Raw genomic sequence first — 19,541 nt, 5'->3', positions numbered from 1 at the left:
TCATTGGTAGGCACCATCCAAATTTCCGTTTCTTGACGGATGCTTGCCAGATTTCTCCTGGGCTGCGTATCCTGTTTTGGACGGCCGCATAATTTTGCGGCGCTTTGGGATGGAGTGGGAACGTGGCCAGATTGAAGCGGGACATCGGCCTCGTTGGGCTAACCTTCATCTCGGTTGGTGGAATCATTGGGTCCGGGTGGCTATTCGGTCCGTTGCTGGCGGTGCAACATGCAGGGCCTGCTGCCATCTTTTCATGGATCATTGGCGCCGCGGCCATGTTCATTCTGGCAATCACCTTCGCCGAAATATCGGCCATGCTGCCGATCCCAGGGGGCATCGCGCGGGTGCCGCAGTTTTCACACGGCAATATTGTCTCGATGACGATGGGTTGGACCGCCTGGATCGGCTATAACACCACCGCCCCGATCGAGGTCGAGGCGATGCTGAAGTACCTGGCCCCCTATGCCCCTTGGCTCCACACAGCAGACGCAGGTGACCTGACTGGCGCGGGCATCACCGTGGCGCTGTTCTTCATGCTGCTGTTCGTCGCGGTTAACGCGTTAGGCGTCAAGTTCTTCACTCAGGTGAACGCGACGCTGACATGGGCCAAGATCGCAATTCCAATCGTATTGGCCGCCTTGTTGATCGCCAATCGATTCGACACTCAGAACTTCACTCAACCAGATGGATTCGCACCCTATGGGCTGCAAGGCATCATGGCTGCTGTCTCGACCGGAGGCGTTATCTTCTCCTTCATCGGCTTTCGTCATGTGGTTGATATGGCCGGTGAGGTTCGAAACCCCAAATTCGCCATCCCTGCCGCACTGATTCTGTCCATCGTGCTTTGCGCGTTGATCTATGTGGGCTTGCAAATCGCCTTTATCGGTGCGCTCGACTCGAAAATGCTGAGCAACGGTTGGGCCAGCCTGAGTTTCGGCGGTCAGGGCCCATTGGACGGCGTCATCATATCGGTCGGGTTTGTCTGGTTCCTGAGCGTACTGAACATAGGATCGGTCATCGGTCCGTTCGGCAATGGCCTTGTCTCAACCGGATCAAATGCGCGGATCGCTATGGCTTTAGCAAAAAACGGATTTTTACCGTCACGCCTGATGATGCTGTCGTCGTTCGGAGTGCCCCTTTGGGCACTGGCACTGAATTTCCTGATCGGTACCCTGTTCCTGCTGACGGTTCCCTTTACCACTGTCATCGCCTTGAACGGCGCCGCCATCGTGCTGTCTTTTGCAGTCGGCCCTATCGCCGTCGTGTGCCTGCGCAATCTGATGCCAGATCGCCCCAGATCCATCCGCATCCCCGCCGTGAAACTGGTTGCGGTCTCGGCCTTCGCCATCGCAACCCTTGTTGTTTATTGGAGCGGTTGGGACACGGTCTGGCGTCTGGGTATCGCCCTTGCCTTCGGGATGGCCCTGCTGCTGGTGCGGTTTCGCAACCGGTTGGATGAGATGGACGTGACCGAAGCGCTATGGCTGCTCCCTTATCTGGTGGGCGTCGGCCTGATCTCATATCTCGGACAGTTCGGGGATGGCGCGCTGAAGCAAATCCCGTTTGGGTGGGATATTGCGCTGTGCGTGTTGTTTTCTGCTGTGATCTTTGGGTTGGCAGTACGTTCTGCCCTGCCCCAGGAAAAGTTCCAGGAATACATCGACGAAGAAGAGATTCTGGACCCGAAAAAACCCATCATCGGGTTGTAAAAAAGGCGGGGTCTCCCCCGCCTTTGATCTGCTCAATGCGCTGTTGCCGATGGGCTGGCACCTTCGGCCGCCTTGGCTGCTGCTGCGGCGGCCTCTTCTGCAGCTTCATCCCATTCGACAGGCTCAGGCTCGCGGATCAGCGCGTGTTTCAGAACTTCCGAGACATGTGTAACCGGGATGATTTCCAACCCTTCTTTCACGTTGTCCGGAATTTCCGCCAGATCCTTCTCGTTTTCTTCCGGGATCAGAACGGTCTTGATACCACCACGCAGGGCCGCCAGCAGTTTTTCCTTCAAACCACCAATCGGCATCGCGTTACCACGCAGTGAAACCTCACCCGTCATCGCGATATCCTTGCGCACCGGAATACCGGTCAGCACAGACACGATCGAAGTCACCATCGCCAAACCGGCGCTTGGGCCATCCTTGGGCGTGGCACCATCCGGCACGTGGACGTGAATATCCAACGTGTCGAATTTCGGCGGCTTCACCCCAATCTGAGGCGAGATTGACCGCACATAGGACGAGGCCGCGTCGATGGATTCTTTCATCACATCGCCCAGCTTACCGGTGGTCTTCATCCGACCCTTACCCGGCAGTTTCAGCGCCTCGATATGCAGCAGGTCGCCACCTACGGATGTCCACGCCAGACCGGTGACCACACCGACCTGATCATCCTGTTCGGCCAGACCATAACGGAATTTCGGCACGCCCAGGAATTCATCCAGATTGTCAGGCGTAACAATGACTTCTTCCGCCTCATTCTTGATGATCTTGGTCAGCGATTTCCGCGCTACCTTGGCGATCTCACGCTCAAGGTTCCGCACGCCCGCTTCGCGAGTGTAAGTGCGGATCATCTTTTGCAGCGCCTCATCCGTCAGCTCAAACTCCTTGGCTTTCAGACCATGGTTTTTCACTTGTTTGCTGATCAGGTGCTGCTTGGCGATCTCGCTCTTTTCTTCTTCGGTGTAACCGGCCAGCGGGATGATCTCCATCCGGTCCAGCAGAGGCCCTGGCATGTTGTAACTGTTCGACGTGGTCAGGAACATCACATTGGACAAGTCATATTCGACCTCAAGGTAATGGTCCATGAACGTGCTGTTTTGCTCAGGATCCAACACCTCAAGCATGGCCGAGGCCGGATCGCCACGGAAGTCCTGACCCATCTTGTCGATCTCGTCGAGCAGGATGAGCGGGTTCGTAGTTTTTGCCTTTTTCAGCGCCTGGATGATCTTGCCGGGCATCGAGCCGATATAGGTCCGACGGTGGCCGCGAATCTCGGATTCGTCGCGCACGCCACCCAGCGAGATGCGTATGAACTCGCGCCCCGTTGCCCGTGCAACCGATTTACCCAAGCTGGTCTTACCAACACCCGGAGGACCGACAAGGCACAGGATCGGGCCCTTCAGCTTTTTCGATCGCTGTTGAACTGCCAGATATTCGACGATCCGTTCCTTGACCTTTTCCAGGCCATAGTGATCGGCATCCAGAATGTCCTGCGCCCGGCCCAAATCCTTTTTGACGCGGGATTTGGTGCCCCACGGCAGTGACAGAATCCAGTCCAGATAGTTACGAACAACGGTGGCCTCAGCCGACATTGGGCTCATGTTGCGCAGCTTTTTCAGCTCGCCTTCGGCCTTTTCACGCGCCTCTTGCGACAGCTTGGTCTCGTTGATCTTGGCTTCCAGCTCAGCGACTTCATTACTGCCGTCCTCGCCGTCGCCAAGCTCCTTCTGAATAGCCTTCATCTGCTCATTCAGATAATACTCGCGTTGCGTCTTCTCCATCTGGGATTTGACACGCGTCTTGATCTTTTTCTCGACCTGCAGAACCGACATTTCACCCTGCATCAGGCCATAGACTTTCTCAAGCCGCTCGCTGACAGAAAGGGTTTCCAGCAGTTCCTGCTTTTGCTCGACCTCGATACCCAAATGACCTGACACAAGGTCGGCCAGCTTGGCGGGTTCGGCGGTTTCACCAACGGCGGTCAAGGCTTCTTCGGGGATGTTTTTGCGCACTTTTGCGTAGCGCTCGAACTCATCCGCAACGGTGCGCAGAAGCGCCTCGGTCGTGGTGACATCGCCCGGAATTTCAGTCAGATATTCGGCGCGAGCCTCGAAAAACTCTTCATTTTCAAGGAACTCGGTGATCTGCACGCGTGCTTGACCTTCGACCAGCACCTTTACGGTACCATCGGGCAGCTTCAGCAACTGCAAAACATTGGCCAGAACACCCGAGCGGTAAATTCCGTCTTCTGCCGGGTCATCATCACCCGGATCAATCTGGCTAGACAGCAAAATCTGTTTGTCGTCCTGCATCACCTCTTCCAGAGCGCGGACGGATTTTTCCCGACCCACGAACAGCGGTACGATCATGTGCGGGAACACCACAATATCGCGCAGCGGAAGTACGGGGTATGAGGAATTAAGGGGCTCTTGCATGCTCAATCCTTATCGTTGGCAAGATGGCTCCGGTCCCTGTTCAGGCAACGCTCGGCCATCTCCTGTCTTGGACGATAAAGGTGGGGCCTCATCGCCCTTTTTCAACCTTACCGCCATGTATCGCGATTCAGAATGGCCCGAGGTTTAGCGGACTGCAAGGCGTCCAACGAACATATCCACGGAATTTAACAAAACATGCCAACAAGGCTTAGAATGCGTGCGTCAGAACACCCTTTGAACTGCACGAGACAGAAAAAATCCGTGCGCGTCCTCATTTTTGCACTCCAAACCCTTTGTCGAAGAATGGCAAACAAATCCACCGAATTTACCAGTCACGCCATATTCGGCCCGATCAAATCCGTCGCGATGACGGTTGAGAGGACGGCACAGCATTTCGACCGGCCCGGTATTTGCCATGAAGAAATCATGCCCCCAATCGGATTGGCAATTAGACGGGCGCGGCAGGGCTGGATCACCCCGGCGCTCAATGATGGTGCAGTAGATATCTGCGGTGTTCAGCTCTTGTCCAACCGAGCATTGGATGTTTTCCGACGGAGTTTCAAAAGTCCAGACGTCAGCATGAGCCGGCGTCACAATCGCAGATAGAACAAATAAGAATCCAAATAGGCGAGGCATCGTAACCCCCAACAAAAACAGAAAATTTCTTGGTTAATCAGTTTGTAGATTACCAAAAAATCAGCGTTCTGTCATCTAGGGTTCAGCGCTACAGCGGTTCGATATCGCCTTGCGCCCTCTGTGCGTGAAACTCTGCCTGCCATGCCTCGAATGTTCCGGCTGCAATGGCATCTCGCATGCCCTGCATGATTTCCTGAAAGTAATGCAAGTTGTGCCAGGTCAACAGCATGCCCGAGATCATCTCGTTAGACCGGAACACGTGATGAAGGTAGGCCCGCGAATAGTTCGAACAGGCCGGGCAAGAGCATGCCTCATCCAGCGGTCGCGGATCATCGGCGTGACGGGCGTTCTTGATGTTCACAACCCCATGACGGGTAAACACCTGGCCAGTGCGCCCCGAACGTGAAGGCAAGACGCAGTCCATCATGTCGATGCCACGCGCAACTGCGCCGACGATGTCGTCCGGCTTGCCGACCCCCATCAGATAACGCGGTTTATCGGTGGGCAAGAAGTCAGGCGCATAGTCGAGGCAATCGAACATCGCTTCCTGCCCCTCACCCACAGCCAGACCACCGACTGCGTAACCTTCGAAACCGATGGCTTTCAGGGCCTCAGCGCTTTCTTCGCGCAAGTCCTGTTCCAAACCGCCTTGAATAATGCCGAACAACGCGTGACCAGGGCGATCCCCGAAGGCTTCGCGTGAGCGTTCGGCCCAACGCATCGACAGGCGCATCGACTCGGCGATGCGGTCGCGGTCGGCAGGCAAGGCGGGGCATTCGTCGAAACACATGACAATGTCAGACCCCAGCAAGCGCTGAATCTCCATCGACCGTTCCGGCGTCAGCTCGTGTTTGGATCCATCGACATGGGATTTGAACGTCACGCCCTTTTCGGTCAGTTTGCGCAGCCCGGCCAGTGACATGACCTGAAACCCACCCGAGTCCGTCAGAATGGGCCGGTCCCAGTTCATGAATTTGTGCAACCCACCCAACCGGTCAATACGTTCCGCCGTGGGACGCAGCATCAGGTGATAGGTGTTGCCCAGCAGAATATCCGCCCCGGTCGCCCGCACACTTTCCGGCATCATCGCCTTGACCGTCGCTGCGGTGCCCACGGGCATAAAGGCTGGCGTGCGCACTTCGCCCCGCGGCGTGTTAATCACACCGGTTCTGGCCTTGCCATCGGTGGCTTTTAGGTCAAATGAAAAACACTCGGTCATGGAGGGTGCCTCGGGGTCTCTGAACCGGGCAGCATTTGCCCTATCTGTCGGTCCAATGCAACCCGTCAGGGAAGCGAGGCGACGCGCTCGGTAAACAGATGCACCACCCCTGCCCCATCTACATCCCGACACACGCGAACCGGAGGTCGCGAAGGATCGGGACGAGTCGCGCCAACTTCAGCCCCCTCGGTCGCCACGCGCAACCCTGTTTCGACCATATCGAACATTGGTTCATGGGTGCAGGCAATCACAGCCGTCGAGTCGTGTAACCCACATCCCTCTAGCCCGCCAACCTCTTTGTAGAACTTCAGATAGAACCGAGAGATATCGCGCAGGAACCCACCCATATTCGGTGATCGGCCCGCCAACGCCTCGAAATCCGCGGTTTCATAAAGGGTTTTCAACGTTACATCCAAACCCACCAATACGGTCTGTGGTGGTGCAGCGAATACCTCATCTGCAGCATGGGCGTCGTGATAGATGTTGGCTTCGGCGAATTGAGTGACGTTTCCGGGGCAGTAAACCGCGCCCCCCATGATCACCAACCGTTTGATATTTGTCGCAAACTGCGGATCCAAACGCATAGCAGCGGCGACATTCGTCAGTGGACCAACTGCGCAAACGACTAACTCGTCCTTATGTTCACGCGCCATATCGACCAAAAACTCAGCTGCTGTCAGCGTATAATTGGCCCCAATCTCTGGAATCTCGGTCACATCGCCAAAACCTTCAGGCCCATGCACATGATCCGAGGGGTCATGACTACTTTGTCCCGCTGCAAAGGCCGCACCTTCGGCCACTGGTACTTCCAATCCAAGTTTATCCAGCAAATACCGTGCATTGCGGCTGGATTGATGAATATGCGTATTGCCGAAAACCGTCGTCAGACCGATCAGGTCAATTTCGGGCGCGGCAGCGGCATAAGCGATGGCCATGGCATCGTCGATGCCGGGGTCTGTATCAATGATCAGTTTCATAGCGCCCGATACCGCAAACAAGACGGGATGCAAAGCGGTCACATTCCTGAATTTCCACCCCACATCCGCAGCTTCAAAGATTTGCATCTGCGACCGTTCACCCCATACCAGAGTTGAAATCGGGCGACTCAATCCCCACATGTATACCATAGTACACAATAAAAGAGGACAGATATGATCGAAGACCAGATTATTGGCTTGCTGACGTCCAATATCATTTACGTGCTGGCGGCGGTGCTGATCGTCGTTGTCATTTTCAAGGGCATTAAAATCGTCCCACAATCGGAAAAATACGTGGTCGAACGGTTTGGCCGCCTGCATTCGGTGCTTGGCCCTGGCATCAACTTTATCGTTCCTTTTTTGGATGTTGCACGTCACAAGATATCTATTTTGGAACGCCAGTTGCCCAACGCGACCCAAGATGCGATTACCAAAGACAATGTTCTTGTGCAGATCGACACCTCGGTGTTTTATCGCATTCTCGAACCGGAAAAGACGGTGTATCGTATCCGTGACGTAGACGGTGCGATTGCGACAACTGTGGCCGGTATCGTACGGGCGGAAATCGGTAAAATGGACTTGGATGAGGTCCAATCGAACCGCGCACAACTGATCGAACGCATTCAGGAAAGCGTCGAAACCGCCGTGGATGACTGGGGTATCGAAGTGACCCGGGCCGAGATTCTGGATGTGAATTTGGATCAGGCCACCCGCGACGCGATGCTGCAGCAGCTAAACGCCGAACGCGCCCGCCGTGCGCAGGTAACCGAGGCCGAAGGTCAAAAGCGTTCGGTCGAGTTGCAGGCAGATGCCGAACTGTATGCCGCCGAGCAAACCGCCAAGGCCCGCCGCATTCAGGCCGAGGCTGAAGCTTATGCAACCGGCGTGGTCGCCAAGGCCATTCAGGACAACGGCATTGAAGCCGCGCAATATCAGGTTGCCCTGAAGCAGGTCGAGGCTCTGAACGCCCTGGGCAACGGCACCGGTTCGCAAACGATCGTTGTGCCCGCCAATGCGCTGGAGGCTTTTGGCGACGCCTTCAAGATGCTGAAAGGAGGAAAATAATGGCCGATCCCTTCTGGCTGACCTGGTGGCTATGGCTGGCCGGAGCGCTGGCCTTGGGTATCCTTGAGATCGTACTACCCGGCTTTATCTTTCTGGGCTTTGCGATTGGGGCCGCTGTTACAGGGGTGTTGCTGGTTATCCCCGGTCTCACACCGTCTCTGCCAATCCTTCTGTTGATCTTTGCGGCACTGTCGCTGATCGCCTGGTTGGTGTTGCGCCGGGTGTATTCCCTGCCCCATGGTCAGGTGAAAACCTTCCGGCACGACATTAACGATTAAAAGTTTCTGGCGCCCCTCAGGGGGCGTCATTGCGCCTCTGGACGCTGCCGTTGGCTTTCCCTATATAATTGCTCAGGTAACAGACCCGAGGCACAAATGACTCATCCGAGTGAACACCTAGAAGGCACCCCACTGATTGCACCTTCGAGCGTTGAACACCCCCTATATGACAACGTGGTAGAAGCCTGCCGCTCGGTCTTTGACCCTGAAATTCCGGTGAATATCTACGACCTTGGTCTGATCTACACGATTGACATCACTCAAGAAAACGCGGTGAAAATCATCATGACGCTAACCGCACCCGGCTGCCCGGTTGCCGGTGAAATGCCTGGTTGGATCGTCGAAGCGGTAGAGCCCGTCGCAGGCATCAAAGAGGTTGACGTCGAGCTGACATGGGAACCCCCCTGGGGCATGGAAATGATGTCCGACGAAGCGCGACTTGAACTTGGCTTTATGTAAGCCGGGCAAATAACCCCCTGACCTAAAAGCTTTATATTTCTGTCATCACCGCGTTAAAAAACCGTTACCAAAAACTGGTGATAGTTTCCGCGTGTCCATGCTTGCATCCCGTCAAGCGCTGGCCGGGCCTGTGCTTGCCCCCCCGTTAAAGACCCGGCTTGACGACCAGAACACTAGACCGCTCTTGCCCGAGAGCGGTCTTTTTCCTGCCAAAGCGCAACTTATTGCACGCCACATTTGGATTTAATTTCCGCCGCTCGTTCATCCAAGGCTTTTACATAATCGCCTGACAACATGGACAATCTCTTGTTTTCGGTTCCTGTTATTAGACCCAAAAGCGCCCCAGCGGGCAGAATTGATACCACACTTTCCACTTGCTGATCCTGCGCATGCTTTTTTTCGGCTGCAATAGCGCGCAAGTCGCCTTCGGCAGTTGCACAATTAACGGGATGCCTTTTTAACTTTGCCTCAGCCAAAGCCGCGCTTGAAAGTAACGGAGACATGGCAACAACCGACGCCAACGCAATGCTTTTGCAGGTAAATTTAATCTTGGTCATTTTGCTTCACCCTATATCTAACTGCCTGAAATTGCCCATGCTCAGCTAAGGTCAGCTTGTTTCAAAACGCAAGAACAATCCCCAAAGTCGCGAATTGTTAGGTAAGAATGGCTGCTATGCCTTGAGCCATTGCCCGGTCGGCACTAAATTGAAGGCTACGCGCGACAACGGAGATCACAATGTTCGGCATTCCCGGCAAACAGGCCGTGACCATGACGCCTAAGGCGGCAGAGCAGATTGCCCGCCTGATGGATACTGGCGGCCATGCGGGCCTGCGCATCGGCATCAAAAAAGGTGGCTGCGCCGGCATGGAATACACGATGGACTATGTCGATCAGCCGGAGACGAACGACGAGGTCGTAGAACAGGATGGCGCGCGGATCATGATTGCACCGATGGCGCAGATGTTCCTATTCGGAACCGAGATCGACTATGAGGTCTCGCTGCTAGAATCCGGATTCAAGTTCCGCAATCCAAATGTCGTTGACGCATGCGGCTGCGGCGAATCGATTAAGTTCGACGAAAAACTGTCTTCTCAATCTTAAGTCCACCGAAGTTAACGACCCCCTACCTTCGACCGCGGTGGACGCTGCCGTTTTGATGGCTGCGCTAGAACCGCAATTGTAAGCCCGAGCTGGCGATGCTATCCGGTTCCAGAATTTACGAATTTCAAGGAGATCGGGATATGCGGCGCAAGCTGGCGGCTGGGAATTGGAAGATGAACGGAACCACGGCAGCGCTAAGTGAGTTGGACGCTCTGGCTCGCGCCTTCCCCTCGCCGACCGTGGACATTCTGATCTGCCCACCTGCTACACTGCTGCACCGTGCGGCTGAAACTGTACATGAGACCGGCATTGCCGTTGGTGGGCAGGATTGCCACGCCGCCCCATCGGGTGCGCATACAGGCGATATCAGCGCTGACATGCTAGTTGATGCCGGAGCAAACGCCGTCATTCTGGGCCATTCCGAACGTCGCGAAGATCACGGTGAACAGAACGAAACCGTCCGCGCCAAGGCCCGCGCAGCCATGGATGCCGGGTTGAAGGCGATCATTTGCGTTGGCGAAAGTCTGGAACAGCGTGAGGCCGCCAATACGCTGGATATCATCGGCGGCCAACTGTCGGGTTCGATCCCGGATCAGTCGACCGGCGAGAACCTGATCGTCGCATATGAGCCGATCTGGGCCATCGGCACAGGTAAGGTGCCTACGCTGGACGAAATCGGAGAGGTTCACGACTTTATCCGCAACCGTCTGGAGCGGCGCTTCGGTGAAGGAGTTGGCCGGTCTGTGCGCCTGCTGTATGGGGGGTCGGTCAAGCCCGACAACGCCTCGGATATCTTTGCGGTGTCCAATGTGGATGGTGCGCTGGTCGGTGGTGCAAGCCTGAAGGCGCAGGACTTCTCGGGCATTATTGATGCGCTGCAAAGGCCTGAGCGGCAGCTCAGGCCAGTTTCATTGTCACCAGACCTGTCACGATCAGAACCGCCGCGATGATACGCGCGGCATTTACTGTTTCGCCCAACAGCATGATTCCGACAAGAAACGCCCCTACTGCGCCGATGCCGGTCCAGATGACGTAGGCCGTGCCCAAGGGCAGTGTACGCATCGCCATGGCCAGCAAACCGAACGAGCCAACCATGGACACCCCATGATGGCCGTAGGCCAGAGCCGCGTGAAACCAGCCGACTGTTTCATGGCGACGGCCCACACGATTTCCAGCAGGCCGGCGAACAACAGATAAATCCAAGACATAAGGACACCTCGAAACTCTTCGGGTCGTCCCGAATGATCACCCTAATGGGGAGGTCGTCCTCTGCCACCGATGTGGAAAGTTGGCCACAACTTCAAGTGGCTGGCAAAGAAAAGGCCGGGCAGATTGCGCTGCCCGGCCTGAACGAAGGGTTCTCTTCGCTAGTTCGTTATGATTTCAGGCCCCATGAAGGTATTGGGCAGGAAGGTCGAAATCCATGGTATGTACGTCACCATGATCAGGAAGACGAACAGGACGGCCAGGAACGGCAGCGCCGCCTTCACCACACCCATCATCGGCATGCCAGCCACGCCGGATGTCACGAACAGGTTCAAACCGACTGGGGGCGTGATCATCCCGATCTCCATGTTCACCACCATGATGATGCCCAGATGGATTGGGTCGATGCCCAGCTCAATCGCAATCGGAAAGACCAGTGGTGCAACGATGACCAGCAGGCCCGAGGGCTCCATGAACTGACCACCGATCAGCAAGATCACGTTTACCACGATCAGGAACGTCACCGGTCCCAGACCCGCCGACAACATGGCGCTGGCGATATGCTGTGGCACCTGTTCGTCCGTCAACACGTGCTTGAGGATCAGGGCGTTGGCAATGACGAACAGTAGCGTGACGGTCAGTTTACCAGCCTCGAACAAGGTGTGTTTGGTGTCAGGGTGGAAGAAGGCCGTGATCAGTGCATAGGGTTTCTTGATCAGCGGCAGGTTCGCCTGACCATCTTCCGTGCTAAGCGGCCCCATATCCTTGTAGACAAAGCTAGCAATCAGGAACGCATAGACGGCAGCCACAGCCGCAGCTTCGGTTGGGGTAAAGATACCGCCATAGATCCCGCCAAGGATGATGACGATCAGGAACAGGCCCCAACCGGCTTCGCGCGCCGAAGTAAAGACCTCGCCCCACCCTTTCCATTCACCTTTCGGCAGGTTCTTGACCTTTGCCATGACATAGATGGTGATCATCAGCATCAGACCGGCCATCAGGCCCGGAATGACACCGGCAAGGAACATGCGCCCGACCGAGACTTCAACGGCCGCGGCATACACAACCATCACGATTGACGGTGGGATCAGAATGCCCAGCGTACCCGCGTTACAGATCACACCGGCGGCGAATTCCTTAGAATAGCCCACCTGGCGCATCCCGGCGATCACAATCGAGCCGATGGCCACAACAGTCGCCGGAGACGATCCGGACAGCGCCGCGAACAACATACAGGCAAACACGCCCGCGATTGCAAGACCGCCCGGCAAATGGCCCACACAGGCAATCGAAAACCGGATGATCCGCCGCGCTACACCGCCCGTCGTCATGAATGATGACGCGAGGATAAAGAACGGGATCGCCAGCAGTGTGAAATGCCCCTCAAACGCTTCGAACAACGTGCCAGCCACCGAAGCCAGCGAACTGTCGGAATACATCAGCAGGAACAGGGTCGAGCTTAGGCCCAGAGCCACCGCAATCGGAACCCCGATCAGCAGCAGGCCGATGACCATCGAGAAAAGGAATACAACGTCCATCAGTCATGCTCTCCTTGCTGAGCGCGCACTTCTTCGATCTCGTCCTCAACCTCATGGCTGGCGACAATTCGATCGGCCTCGCCCCGCCAAATCTGAATGGCGGCCTGCGTAAAGCGGATCACCAGCAGCAGCATCGACAACGGTAGGATGAAATACGGGACGACTTTAGGCAGTTTCTCGTAGGCCTCGTCGTAGTTGATCATCGCTTCCAGGAATCGCAGCGGCGCGACCATGGGGATATCGTCGACCTCGTAGAAACTCTGACTACGGGCGTCGAAATTGAAACCTGTCGGGAACCAACGGCCCGACGTGGGCGGCAGATCAGCGAATACAGCCCAATAGTCATACGCGCCTTTGAGCATCAGCAGCGAAAACACCAGACAGCACCCCACTGCAACTAACGCCAGAACACGACGTGGCGCCGGGGCCAGCATATTCAGGATGGCATCCACACCCAGATGCGCGTGCTTTTTCACCGCATATGACGCCCCCAGCAGCACCAGCCAGCCAAAGGTGAACACCGTCAGCTCAAGCGCCCACAGAATGTTGGAATTGAACACGAACCGCGCGATCACATTGGCAAAGGTCACGGCCGTCATCAGGCCCAGCAACAACGCGATCAGGGTTTCTTCGATATGGTCGACCAGCCCGCCTTGGCCGGATTTCGCACCAGACATCTCTTTAGTCCCCGCAAATTTTTTGTGATGAGAGTGATAGCGGGCGGGCCTGGTATGTCGGCCCGCCCGGCCTGCGCGTCAGCAACTCCCCAGCCCCCTGACGCGCGGCCTCAACCGGGATCAGAACCCGGCGTTGATTGCCTGAGCAGCGTCGATCTTGTCCTGACCCACGTCGTCGGCGAACTTGTCCCAAACCGGCTTCATCGCATCGACCCAGGCCTGACGCTGTTCGGGGTTCAGATCACGAATGATTCCACCCGCGTCGGTGATCGAGGCTTTGGCCGCTTCGTTCACAGAAAAGGCTTCTTTGTTCCGGGTCTCAGTGACCTCTGCCAGAATGGTCAGAAACTGTTCGCGCACTTCTGGATCAAGGCTGTCCAGCCAATCCACCGAGGTTACGACCAGATAGTCGATAATGCCGTGGTTGGTCTCGGTGATGCCGTCCTGCACTTCAAAGAACTTCTTGCCATAGATGTTCGACCAGGTGTTTTCCTGCCCGTCCACAACGCCCTGTTGCAGCGCGCCGTACACTTCCGAGAACGCCATTTTCTGCGGGCTGCCGCCGATGGCCTCCATCTGTGCAACCAGCACGTCCGAGGACTGCACGCGGAACTTCAGGCCATCCGCATCTGACGGATCAACCAGCGGCTTGTTGGCCGACATCTGCTTCATGCCATTGTGCCAGAACGCCAGACCTTGCAGGCCACGGCGCTGCATGCTGTCTTTCATTGCCTGACCTTCCGCCGAGGCCTGGAATGCATCCACAGCGTCGATGTTCTTGAACATGAACGGCAGGTCAAACAGGCGGAACTGCTTAGTGAACTTCTCGAATTTCGACAGCGACGGTGCAGCCAATTGCACGTCGCCCTGCAGCATCGCCTCAAGCACCTTGTCGTCGTTATAAAGTGTTGAGTTCGGATAGACCTCAACGCACATCACGCCGTTCATCTCATCATTCACGCGCTGTTCCAGCAGCGATGCCGCGATGCCTTTGGGGTGCTTATCAGTGTTCGTCACATGCGCAAACTTCACAACGATTTCACCATCGTCGCATGCCGCCATGCCAGTCGTCGCAATTGCGGACAGTGCAATCGCCGTTGCAGCGGTTGTCAGAAATTTCATCAGCCTTTTCCTCCCGGACTTCCTAGATACTCCAATTGGCGCTTGATCAGCGCCGGATGCCGGGAAGTGAACTGAATCAGCGGGTACGGCTCAACGATTTGTTACAACGCGCCACATTCGAATTTTTACCCTTTTAAATTAGTCTGTTAAATGGTGAGCTTTCGATTTACCTATAACGCAACATGACCCGCTGTGTGAAAATCCGCACACGCCTGACGATCGTTGTGCGGATTTTCGCACTTCTCTCGAATCACTTCGAAAGAATCAGGTCTCTCTTGGCTTGATCCAACCGCAGCCCGCGCCAGCGGGCTGCCCTGCCCAACGCCTTTAACCGCATGATAATGCGGTCAAAGGGGACGGGAGAACCTGCGACTACCTGCGGTAATCCTCTGGGCGAATCTGATATCTAGCCAGTTTGTCATAGAAGGTTTTACGCGGCAGCTTCAGCGCCTTTGCCGCCTCTGATGCCTTTCCGTTGTACCGCCCAAGCGCTGCAATCAGCAATGACCTCTCAACCCGCGCCATCTGTTCGCTCAGCCCCAAGTCGACGGCTTGTGAAACCTCTTCGGGCATCCCCAGAACAAACCGCATCGCCGCAGACATCAAGGATCGCGCGTTCCCTGGCCATTCTCTGACCATGAGCGTGGCGAGATGATCCGATGTTATCTCGGGTTCCGCAATGCCCGACTGTTCGGCGGCCTGAGCCACATAGTGGCGAAAGATCACCGGTATATCCTCAGGCCGTTCCGCCAAAGACGGAATGCGCACGCGCATCACATCCAAGCGATAGAACAGGTCCGCATGAAACCGCCCCTCAGCAGACAGTGCGGCCAAGTCCGCCGTTGTGCCCGCCAAAATACGCGCACCCACGCCCTGCTCGACCAACTCCAGCGCGGCATACTGAGTGGCCTCTGGCATAGCTGAAATCTCATCCAAAAACAGTGATCCCCCCGCGGCATCTTCGCAGACCTGGATCAGCGCCTCAGGCGTCAAACCCGATGACGGCTGTTTCACGAACGAGCCATGAACCTGCGGCGACATCAGATGAACGACCTCGGCCACTTTCGAAATCCCGCTGCCTGCGGGCCCGGTAACCAGCACCTCGGCCCCGGTGGGGGCGACAGTCCGAACACGCTCTCTCAACGCTTCGGCCTGTGCGGATAGACCGAACAGCAACCGCGCGGCCGGATCTCCGCGCATCAGTTCGTTCTTCAAGGCTCGCCGTTCCAAAACCTGAGCGCGAGCAGCAAAAGCCTTATTTAACACCTCAAGCAGGTCCGCAGCCGCACAGGGTTTTTCCAGAAAATCGAAAGCGCCCTGTCCCATGGCCCGCACTGCCATGGGAATATCCCCTTCGCCTGTCAACAGAACAACCGGCAGTTCCGGGTCGACCTCATTGGCGTAGTTCAAAAGGTGAAACCCGTCCCGCCCCGGCATGCGGATATCCGACACGATCACACCCGGAAAATCATCACGAATGTGGTCCTTGGCCGCAACAAACGACCCCGCCGTGACCGGATGGTATTCTGCTAATTCCAGCGTCTGCGCCAATGCCTCGCGAACGGCGGCGTCATCATCGACCAATAGAACCTTGCGCGTCATGCCACTTTATCTTCCCGGTAATATTCAAGCTCGACCGTAAACATCGCACCTGTTCCGGCGTTGGACCCCCGAATGTTACCGCCAAAACTCTGTACCAGACCATACGAGATCGAAAGGCCAAGACCCATCCCTTCGGACGAACCAACAGCCTTTGTCGTGTAGAACGGCTCGAACAGTTTTTCCGTGTTTTCAATGCCCGGCCCGATATCTCGCACAGTAACAGTCAGCTTCTTTCCGTTGTTGATTGCAACTCGAATAAGCCGATCATCCTGCTGGCTCATCGCGTCTGCGGCGTTGTTGATCAGGTTTACAAAGACCTGAACCAGCCGCACTTCCCCGCCCCACGCATATACCGGCGTTTCTGGGGGATGCCATTCCATCGTGACGCCCTCGGTACGCAGGCGCGCTTCGGTCAGCTCCACAGCCGTGTCAATCACCTGCACCAGATCGACCTTGCCCATTGGCTCACTTTCGTTGCGGGCAAAAGCGCGCAGGTTTTTGATGATCCGCGCCATCCGGGCGGCCATATCAGAAATGCGTGTCAGGTTTTCGCCAGCCTTTTCTGCGCGACCTCGCGACAGGAACGCAGCCCCATTGTCAGCAAATTGACGGATCGCCATCAGAGGTTGATTCAATTCATGACTGATGCCTGCCGACATCTGACCCAATGCGCTTAGTTTGCCGGCCTGAATAAGTTCCTCCTGTGCGTGTTTCAACGCGGCCTCAGCCTCTTGCCGCTCGTGAACCTCGCGGCGCAAAGCAGTGTTGACCGCCGTCAGAGCATGGGTGCGCTCGGCGACGCGAATCTCAAGTTCCGAATTGGCCTCGGCCAGGGTACGCCTGCGCTCGGTCGCCAGAAAAAGCAGGGCGCCAAAGGCCAGGCAGATCGCCGCAACTGTAGCCGCCTGCAAACCGGCCAGACGCCGTGCGGGGGCCACATCCATGACCACTTCGCCCGTCATACCGATCACCGGCAAATCCCGACTGAGATGTAAGGCGCGCTGCGGCAGGTATGGCCCCCACCCAAGCTGCCATAACTCGAACGAACCAAGGCGGGTTTCGGAAAACACAACCCTTTCACCGCTCGGAGGGATCAATCCCAATTGCCCCTCTGTGCGTTGCCAAAACAACAATTCAGATCGGTTGGAAATGAACACCAAGCCGGTGCGATCAACAAAATATACGGCTTCGGTGCTACCGCGCCAGGTCTGTTCGATACCCTCGACATCGGCGATGACGATCAAAGCGCCTAAGACTTTACCATTGGGTGCAAAGTCCGGCGCAGCGTAGGTGAAAATCCGGCTTCCCATCTTGGGCAGGACGCCGTGGGAACTGCCTAATGCGCCTTGCATCGCACGTTCGAACGCAGGTTGACCCGAAACATTGCCGCCTACAACGTCATGCGCTGCCGCCAATACGCGCCCCGAAGCATCAGCATACAAAACATCGACAGCCGCAGTTTTGTCAGCAACCTCTAGCAACAAGGCACGGGCAACAGCCAAATCCACAGGATTGTTCAGGTCGCGCAATTCAGGGTGCCCAGATATTAGAACGGCCAGCTCCTGATACACCTGCAACTGAGTACTGAGCCGATCTGCAGCCAATTCCAGATCCGCTTCGGCCTTTTCACTCAGCTGCGACAGCGCCTGCCGATACCCATAAGACCACACCCCGGCGGACAACAGCCCGACGACACACAGAAAACCCAAGATCAACCAAACCCTTTGCATGACTTAGGGTCTTGCATTCGACGGACCACATGGCAAGTCTGCCGAGCATGAAGACGGTGTTCCAATCCCCGGTCGAACCGGATTTTGTTCAAAACCCCTATCAGTTCTATGACGCCGTTCGTGCGCATGGGGACCTTGTATATTGGGAGGATTACCAGAAGGTCGCAGCAGTTTCGCACCGGGCTGTACAGGCCTTCCTGAAAAATCGCCGCTTTGGTCGGGAGGTTCCCACCGAACTGCAACGCCCTGGGCCCGACCACTTGGCGCCCTGGTTGATGACCGAAGCGCATTCCCTGCTTGAGGCTGAACCACCCCGCCACACGCGGCTGCGCGCACTGGTCATGCGCGCCTTTACGTCGCGTGCGATTGTCGCGTTGGAACCTTCCATCCAAGACCTCAGCCACAGCTTGATCGACCAATTCCCCGGCACGCCTTTCAACCTGCTGGACGCGTTTTGCACGCAGGTTCCCGTGATCACCATCTGCCGTCTTCTGGGTGTACCCGAAGAAATGTCGCCGGATCTGTTACGATGGTCGCATGCCATGGTGGCAATGTATCAGGCCAGCCGGACACGCCAGACCGAGGACAAAGCCGCAGACGCCGCGCGTGATTTTACACTTTTCCTCACTGACTATATCGAACAGCGCCGGACCGATCCCCAGGACGATCTTATCACCCGCTTGATCGCGGCCGAGGAAGAGGGTGAAAAGCTTTCGCACGATGAACTGGTCGCCACCTGCATATTGCTGCTGAATGCGGGGCATGAGGCGACGGTTCATTCATTGGGCAACGGTGTGAAAACGGTTCTGCAACTAGGATTTGACCCCCGAACTTGTGATCCGGACAGGTTGGTCGAGGAAATCCTGCGTTACGATCCGCCCCTTCATATGTTCACGCGCTATGCGTATGAAGATGTTGAGGTTTTCGGCCACGACTTCAAACGTGGAGAAGAGGTTGCCCTGCTACTGGGTGCCGCAAACCGTGACCCTTTGATCTGGAGCGATCCGGGGCGCTTTGACCCCTCGCGCCCGATTGTCACCAATACCAGTTTCGGTGGCGGTTTGCATTTCTGCGTCGGTGCCCCGCTGGCCCGGTTAGAGATGCGAATTGCGTTACAAGCGTTGTTCGACCGATGCCCAGAGCTGCGCTTGGTCGACGAACCGGAGTATTCGAACACCTATCATTTCCACGGGCTGACCCGGTTGATGGTTCAGCTCTAAGCGGCTTTAGCTTTCGATCAGCGCATTCAGCGGCAGCATTGTGGTGGATTTGATCTCTTCCATCGACAGCAAGGCGGTCACGTTATGCACGCGCACCTCGGAAATTAGGGTCTGATAGAAGACGTCATAGGCCCGCGCGTTTTTGACCCGCACCTTCAGGATATAATCAATGTCACCGGCCAGTCGGTGTGCCTCTTGCACTTCGGGCCGGTCACGTAGGGCCTTGAGGAACTTGCGCTGCCATTCTGCCTCATGTTCAGAGGTTCGGATCAGAACGAAGAATGTGGCCTCAAACCCCAGCGCTTCGGCGTCCAGCAAAACGGTCTGCTGACCGATGACTCCGGCCCCTTTCAGCTTGCGGATTCGATTCCAGACGGGGGTCTTGGAGCTGCCGACACGGGCGGCTATTTCATCCAGCGATTGGCTGGCATCGCGCTGTAGCTCGGCCAAAATTTTCCGATCCGTGTCATCTATCCGCACCGACATTCCAATTTTCCCTTTGTTTCGAAACCAGCGTCCCAATTGGCGATGCCAGAAGAACATTTGTCCTTATTTGGTCG

At 56.2% G+C, this 19,541-nt stretch carries 18 protein-coding genes and 1 pseudogene; 7 read left to right on the top strand and 12 right to left on the bottom strand.

The window, feature by feature from the left end; translation table 11 throughout:
* Positions 1–122 precede the first annotated feature (122 nt).
* On the top strand, positions 123–1,709 hold the full coding sequence (locus tag ACR3EP_RS04390; RefSeq protein WP_480636511.1) for an APC family permease: 1,587 nt from the start codon (positions 123–125) through the stop codon (positions 1,707–1,709).
* Positions 1,710–1,741: 32 nt separating this feature from the next.
* On the opposite strand, the gene lon is transcribed toward ACR3EP_RS04390, so the two are convergent.
* The 4 genes from lon to ACR3EP_RS04370 all read right to left on the bottom strand — a co-directional run bounded on the left by lon (position 1,742) and on the right by ACR3EP_RS04370 (position 6,982).
* Entirely contained in the window at positions 1,742–4,150 is a 2,409-nt protein-coding gene (gene lon, locus ACR3EP_RS04385) for an endopeptidase La (RefSeq protein WP_170358266.1), read from the bottom strand.
* Between the two features lie 222 nt (positions 4,151–4,372).
* Complete coding sequence (locus tag ACR3EP_RS04380) at positions 4,373–4,786, bottom strand: DUF6636 domain-containing protein (protein ID WP_480636509.1); 414 nt, start codon at positions 4,784–4,786, stop codon at positions 4,373–4,375.
* Positions 4,787–4,874: 88 nt separating this feature from the next.
* Complete coding sequence (gene tgt / locus ACR3EP_RS04375; protein ID WP_480636507.1) at positions 4,875–6,005, bottom strand: tRNA guanosine(34) transglycosylase Tgt; 1,131 nt, start codon at positions 6,003–6,005, stop codon at positions 4,875–4,877.
* A gap of 65 nt (positions 6,006–6,070) precedes the next feature.
* The gene (locus ACR3EP_RS04370) at positions 6,071–6,982 is read right to left on the bottom strand and encodes a nucleoside hydrolase (protein WP_480638996.1); all 912 of its coding nucleotides are present in this window, start codon (positions 6,980–6,982) and stop codon (positions 6,071–6,073) included.
* A 174-nt stretch (positions 6,983–7,156) separates the two neighbouring features.
* Here ACR3EP_RS04370 and ACR3EP_RS04365 point away from each other — a divergent pair, with 174 nt between their 5' ends.
* The 3 genes from ACR3EP_RS04365 to ACR3EP_RS04355 all read left to right on the top strand — a co-directional run bounded on the left by ACR3EP_RS04365 (position 7,157) and on the right by ACR3EP_RS04355 (position 8,784).
* Complete coding sequence (locus tag ACR3EP_RS04365; RefSeq protein ID WP_170348566.1) at positions 7,157–8,047, top strand: SPFH domain-containing protein; 891 nt, start codon at positions 7,157–7,159, stop codon at positions 8,045–8,047.
* On the top strand, positions 8,047–8,325 hold the full coding sequence (locus ACR3EP_RS04360; RefSeq protein ID WP_170348565.1) for an NfeD family protein: 279 nt from the start codon (positions 8,047–8,049) through the stop codon (positions 8,323–8,325). The genes ACR3EP_RS04365 and ACR3EP_RS04360 overlap by 1 nt, the downstream gene beginning before the upstream one ends.
* 96 nt (positions 8,326–8,421) lie before the next feature.
* On the top strand, positions 8,422–8,784 hold the full coding sequence (locus ACR3EP_RS04355; RefSeq protein ID WP_170348564.1) for an SUF system Fe-S cluster assembly protein: 363 nt from the start codon (positions 8,422–8,424) through the stop codon (positions 8,782–8,784).
* Between the two features lie 221 nt (positions 8,785–9,005).
* Here ACR3EP_RS04355 and ACR3EP_RS04350 read toward each other — a convergent pair whose 3' ends face one another.
* Positions 9,006–9,341, bottom strand: coding sequence for a hypothetical protein (locus ACR3EP_RS04350; protein ID WP_480636505.1), 336 nt, complete (start codon positions 9,339–9,341; stop codon positions 9,006–9,008).
* Positions 9,342–9,520: 179 nt separating this feature from the next.
* Between ACR3EP_RS04350 and ACR3EP_RS04345 the strand changes: the two genes are divergently transcribed.
* Both ACR3EP_RS04345 and tpiA read left to right on the top strand, forming a co-directional pair.
* Positions 9,521–9,886 (top strand): HesB/IscA family protein, encoded by a 366-nt coding sequence (locus ACR3EP_RS04345; RefSeq protein ID WP_170358258.1) that lies wholly within the window; start codon positions 9,521–9,523, stop codon positions 9,884–9,886.
* 140 nt (positions 9,887–10,026) lie between these two features.
* Positions 10,027–10,836: a triose-phosphate isomerase gene (tpiA, locus tag ACR3EP_RS04340; RefSeq protein WP_480636503.1), complete on the top strand. Its 810-nt coding sequence runs from the start codon at positions 10,027–10,029 to the stop codon at positions 10,834–10,836.
* Here the strand turns inward: tpiA and ACR3EP_RS04335 are convergent.
* The 6 genes and pseudogenes from ACR3EP_RS04335 to ACR3EP_RS04310 form a co-directional block, all read right to left on the bottom strand.
* Positions 10,784–11,094, bottom strand: a pseudogene (locus tag ACR3EP_RS04335) (DMT family transporter). The gene tpiA and the pseudogene ACR3EP_RS04335 sit on opposite strands and share 53 nt — an antisense overlap.
* A gap of 159 nt (positions 11,095–11,253) precedes the next feature.
* A complete protein-coding gene (locus tag ACR3EP_RS04330) occupies positions 11,254–12,630 on the bottom strand; it encodes a TRAP transporter large permease (RefSeq protein WP_480636501.1) in 1,377 nt (458 codons plus the stop codon).
* The gene (locus ACR3EP_RS04325; RefSeq protein ID WP_170348558.1) at positions 12,630–13,307 is read right to left on the bottom strand and encodes a TRAP transporter small permease; all 678 of its coding nucleotides are present in this window, start codon (positions 13,305–13,307) and stop codon (positions 12,630–12,632) included. Before ACR3EP_RS04325 ends, ACR3EP_RS04330 begins: the two co-directional genes overlap by 1 nt.
* Before the next feature lie 120 nt (positions 13,308–13,427).
* The gene (locus ACR3EP_RS04320) at positions 13,428–14,429 is read right to left on the bottom strand and encodes a DctP family TRAP transporter solute-binding subunit (RefSeq protein WP_302476798.1); all 1,002 of its coding nucleotides are present in this window, start codon (positions 14,427–14,429) and stop codon (positions 13,428–13,430) included.
* A 372-nt stretch (positions 14,430–14,801) separates the two neighbouring features.
* Positions 14,802–16,031 carry a sigma-54-dependent transcriptional regulator gene (locus ACR3EP_RS04315; RefSeq protein WP_170348557.1) on the bottom strand — a complete coding sequence of 410 codons (1,230 nt, stop codon included), beginning with the start codon at positions 16,029–16,031 and terminating at the stop codon, positions 14,802–14,804.
* Positions 16,028–17,761 (bottom strand): sensor histidine kinase, encoded by a 1,734-nt coding sequence (locus tag ACR3EP_RS04310; RefSeq protein WP_480636499.1) that lies wholly within the window; start codon positions 17,759–17,761, stop codon positions 16,028–16,030. Before ACR3EP_RS04310 ends, ACR3EP_RS04315 begins: the two co-directional genes overlap by 4 nt.
* 47 nt (positions 17,762–17,808) lie before the next feature.
* Here ACR3EP_RS04310 and ACR3EP_RS04305 point away from each other — a divergent pair, with 47 nt between their 5' ends.
* The gene (locus ACR3EP_RS04305) at positions 17,809–18,981 is read left to right on the top strand and encodes a cytochrome P450 (RefSeq protein WP_480638995.1); all 1,173 of its coding nucleotides are present in this window, start codon (positions 17,809–17,811) and stop codon (positions 18,979–18,981) included.
* A 6-nt stretch (positions 18,982–18,987) separates the two neighbouring features.
* Here ACR3EP_RS04305 and ACR3EP_RS04300 read toward each other — a convergent pair whose 3' ends face one another.
* A complete protein-coding gene (locus ACR3EP_RS04300; RefSeq protein WP_170348555.1) occupies positions 18,988–19,467 on the bottom strand; it encodes an Lrp/AsnC family transcriptional regulator in 480 nt (159 codons plus the stop codon).
* Positions 19,468–19,541 lie beyond the last annotated feature (74 nt).

The organism is Ruegeria sp. BB10 (genome assembly GCF_056535725.1).
Note: the sequence above shows the minus strand (reverse complement) of the source record. Positions and strands in the feature narration are given on the sequence as shown.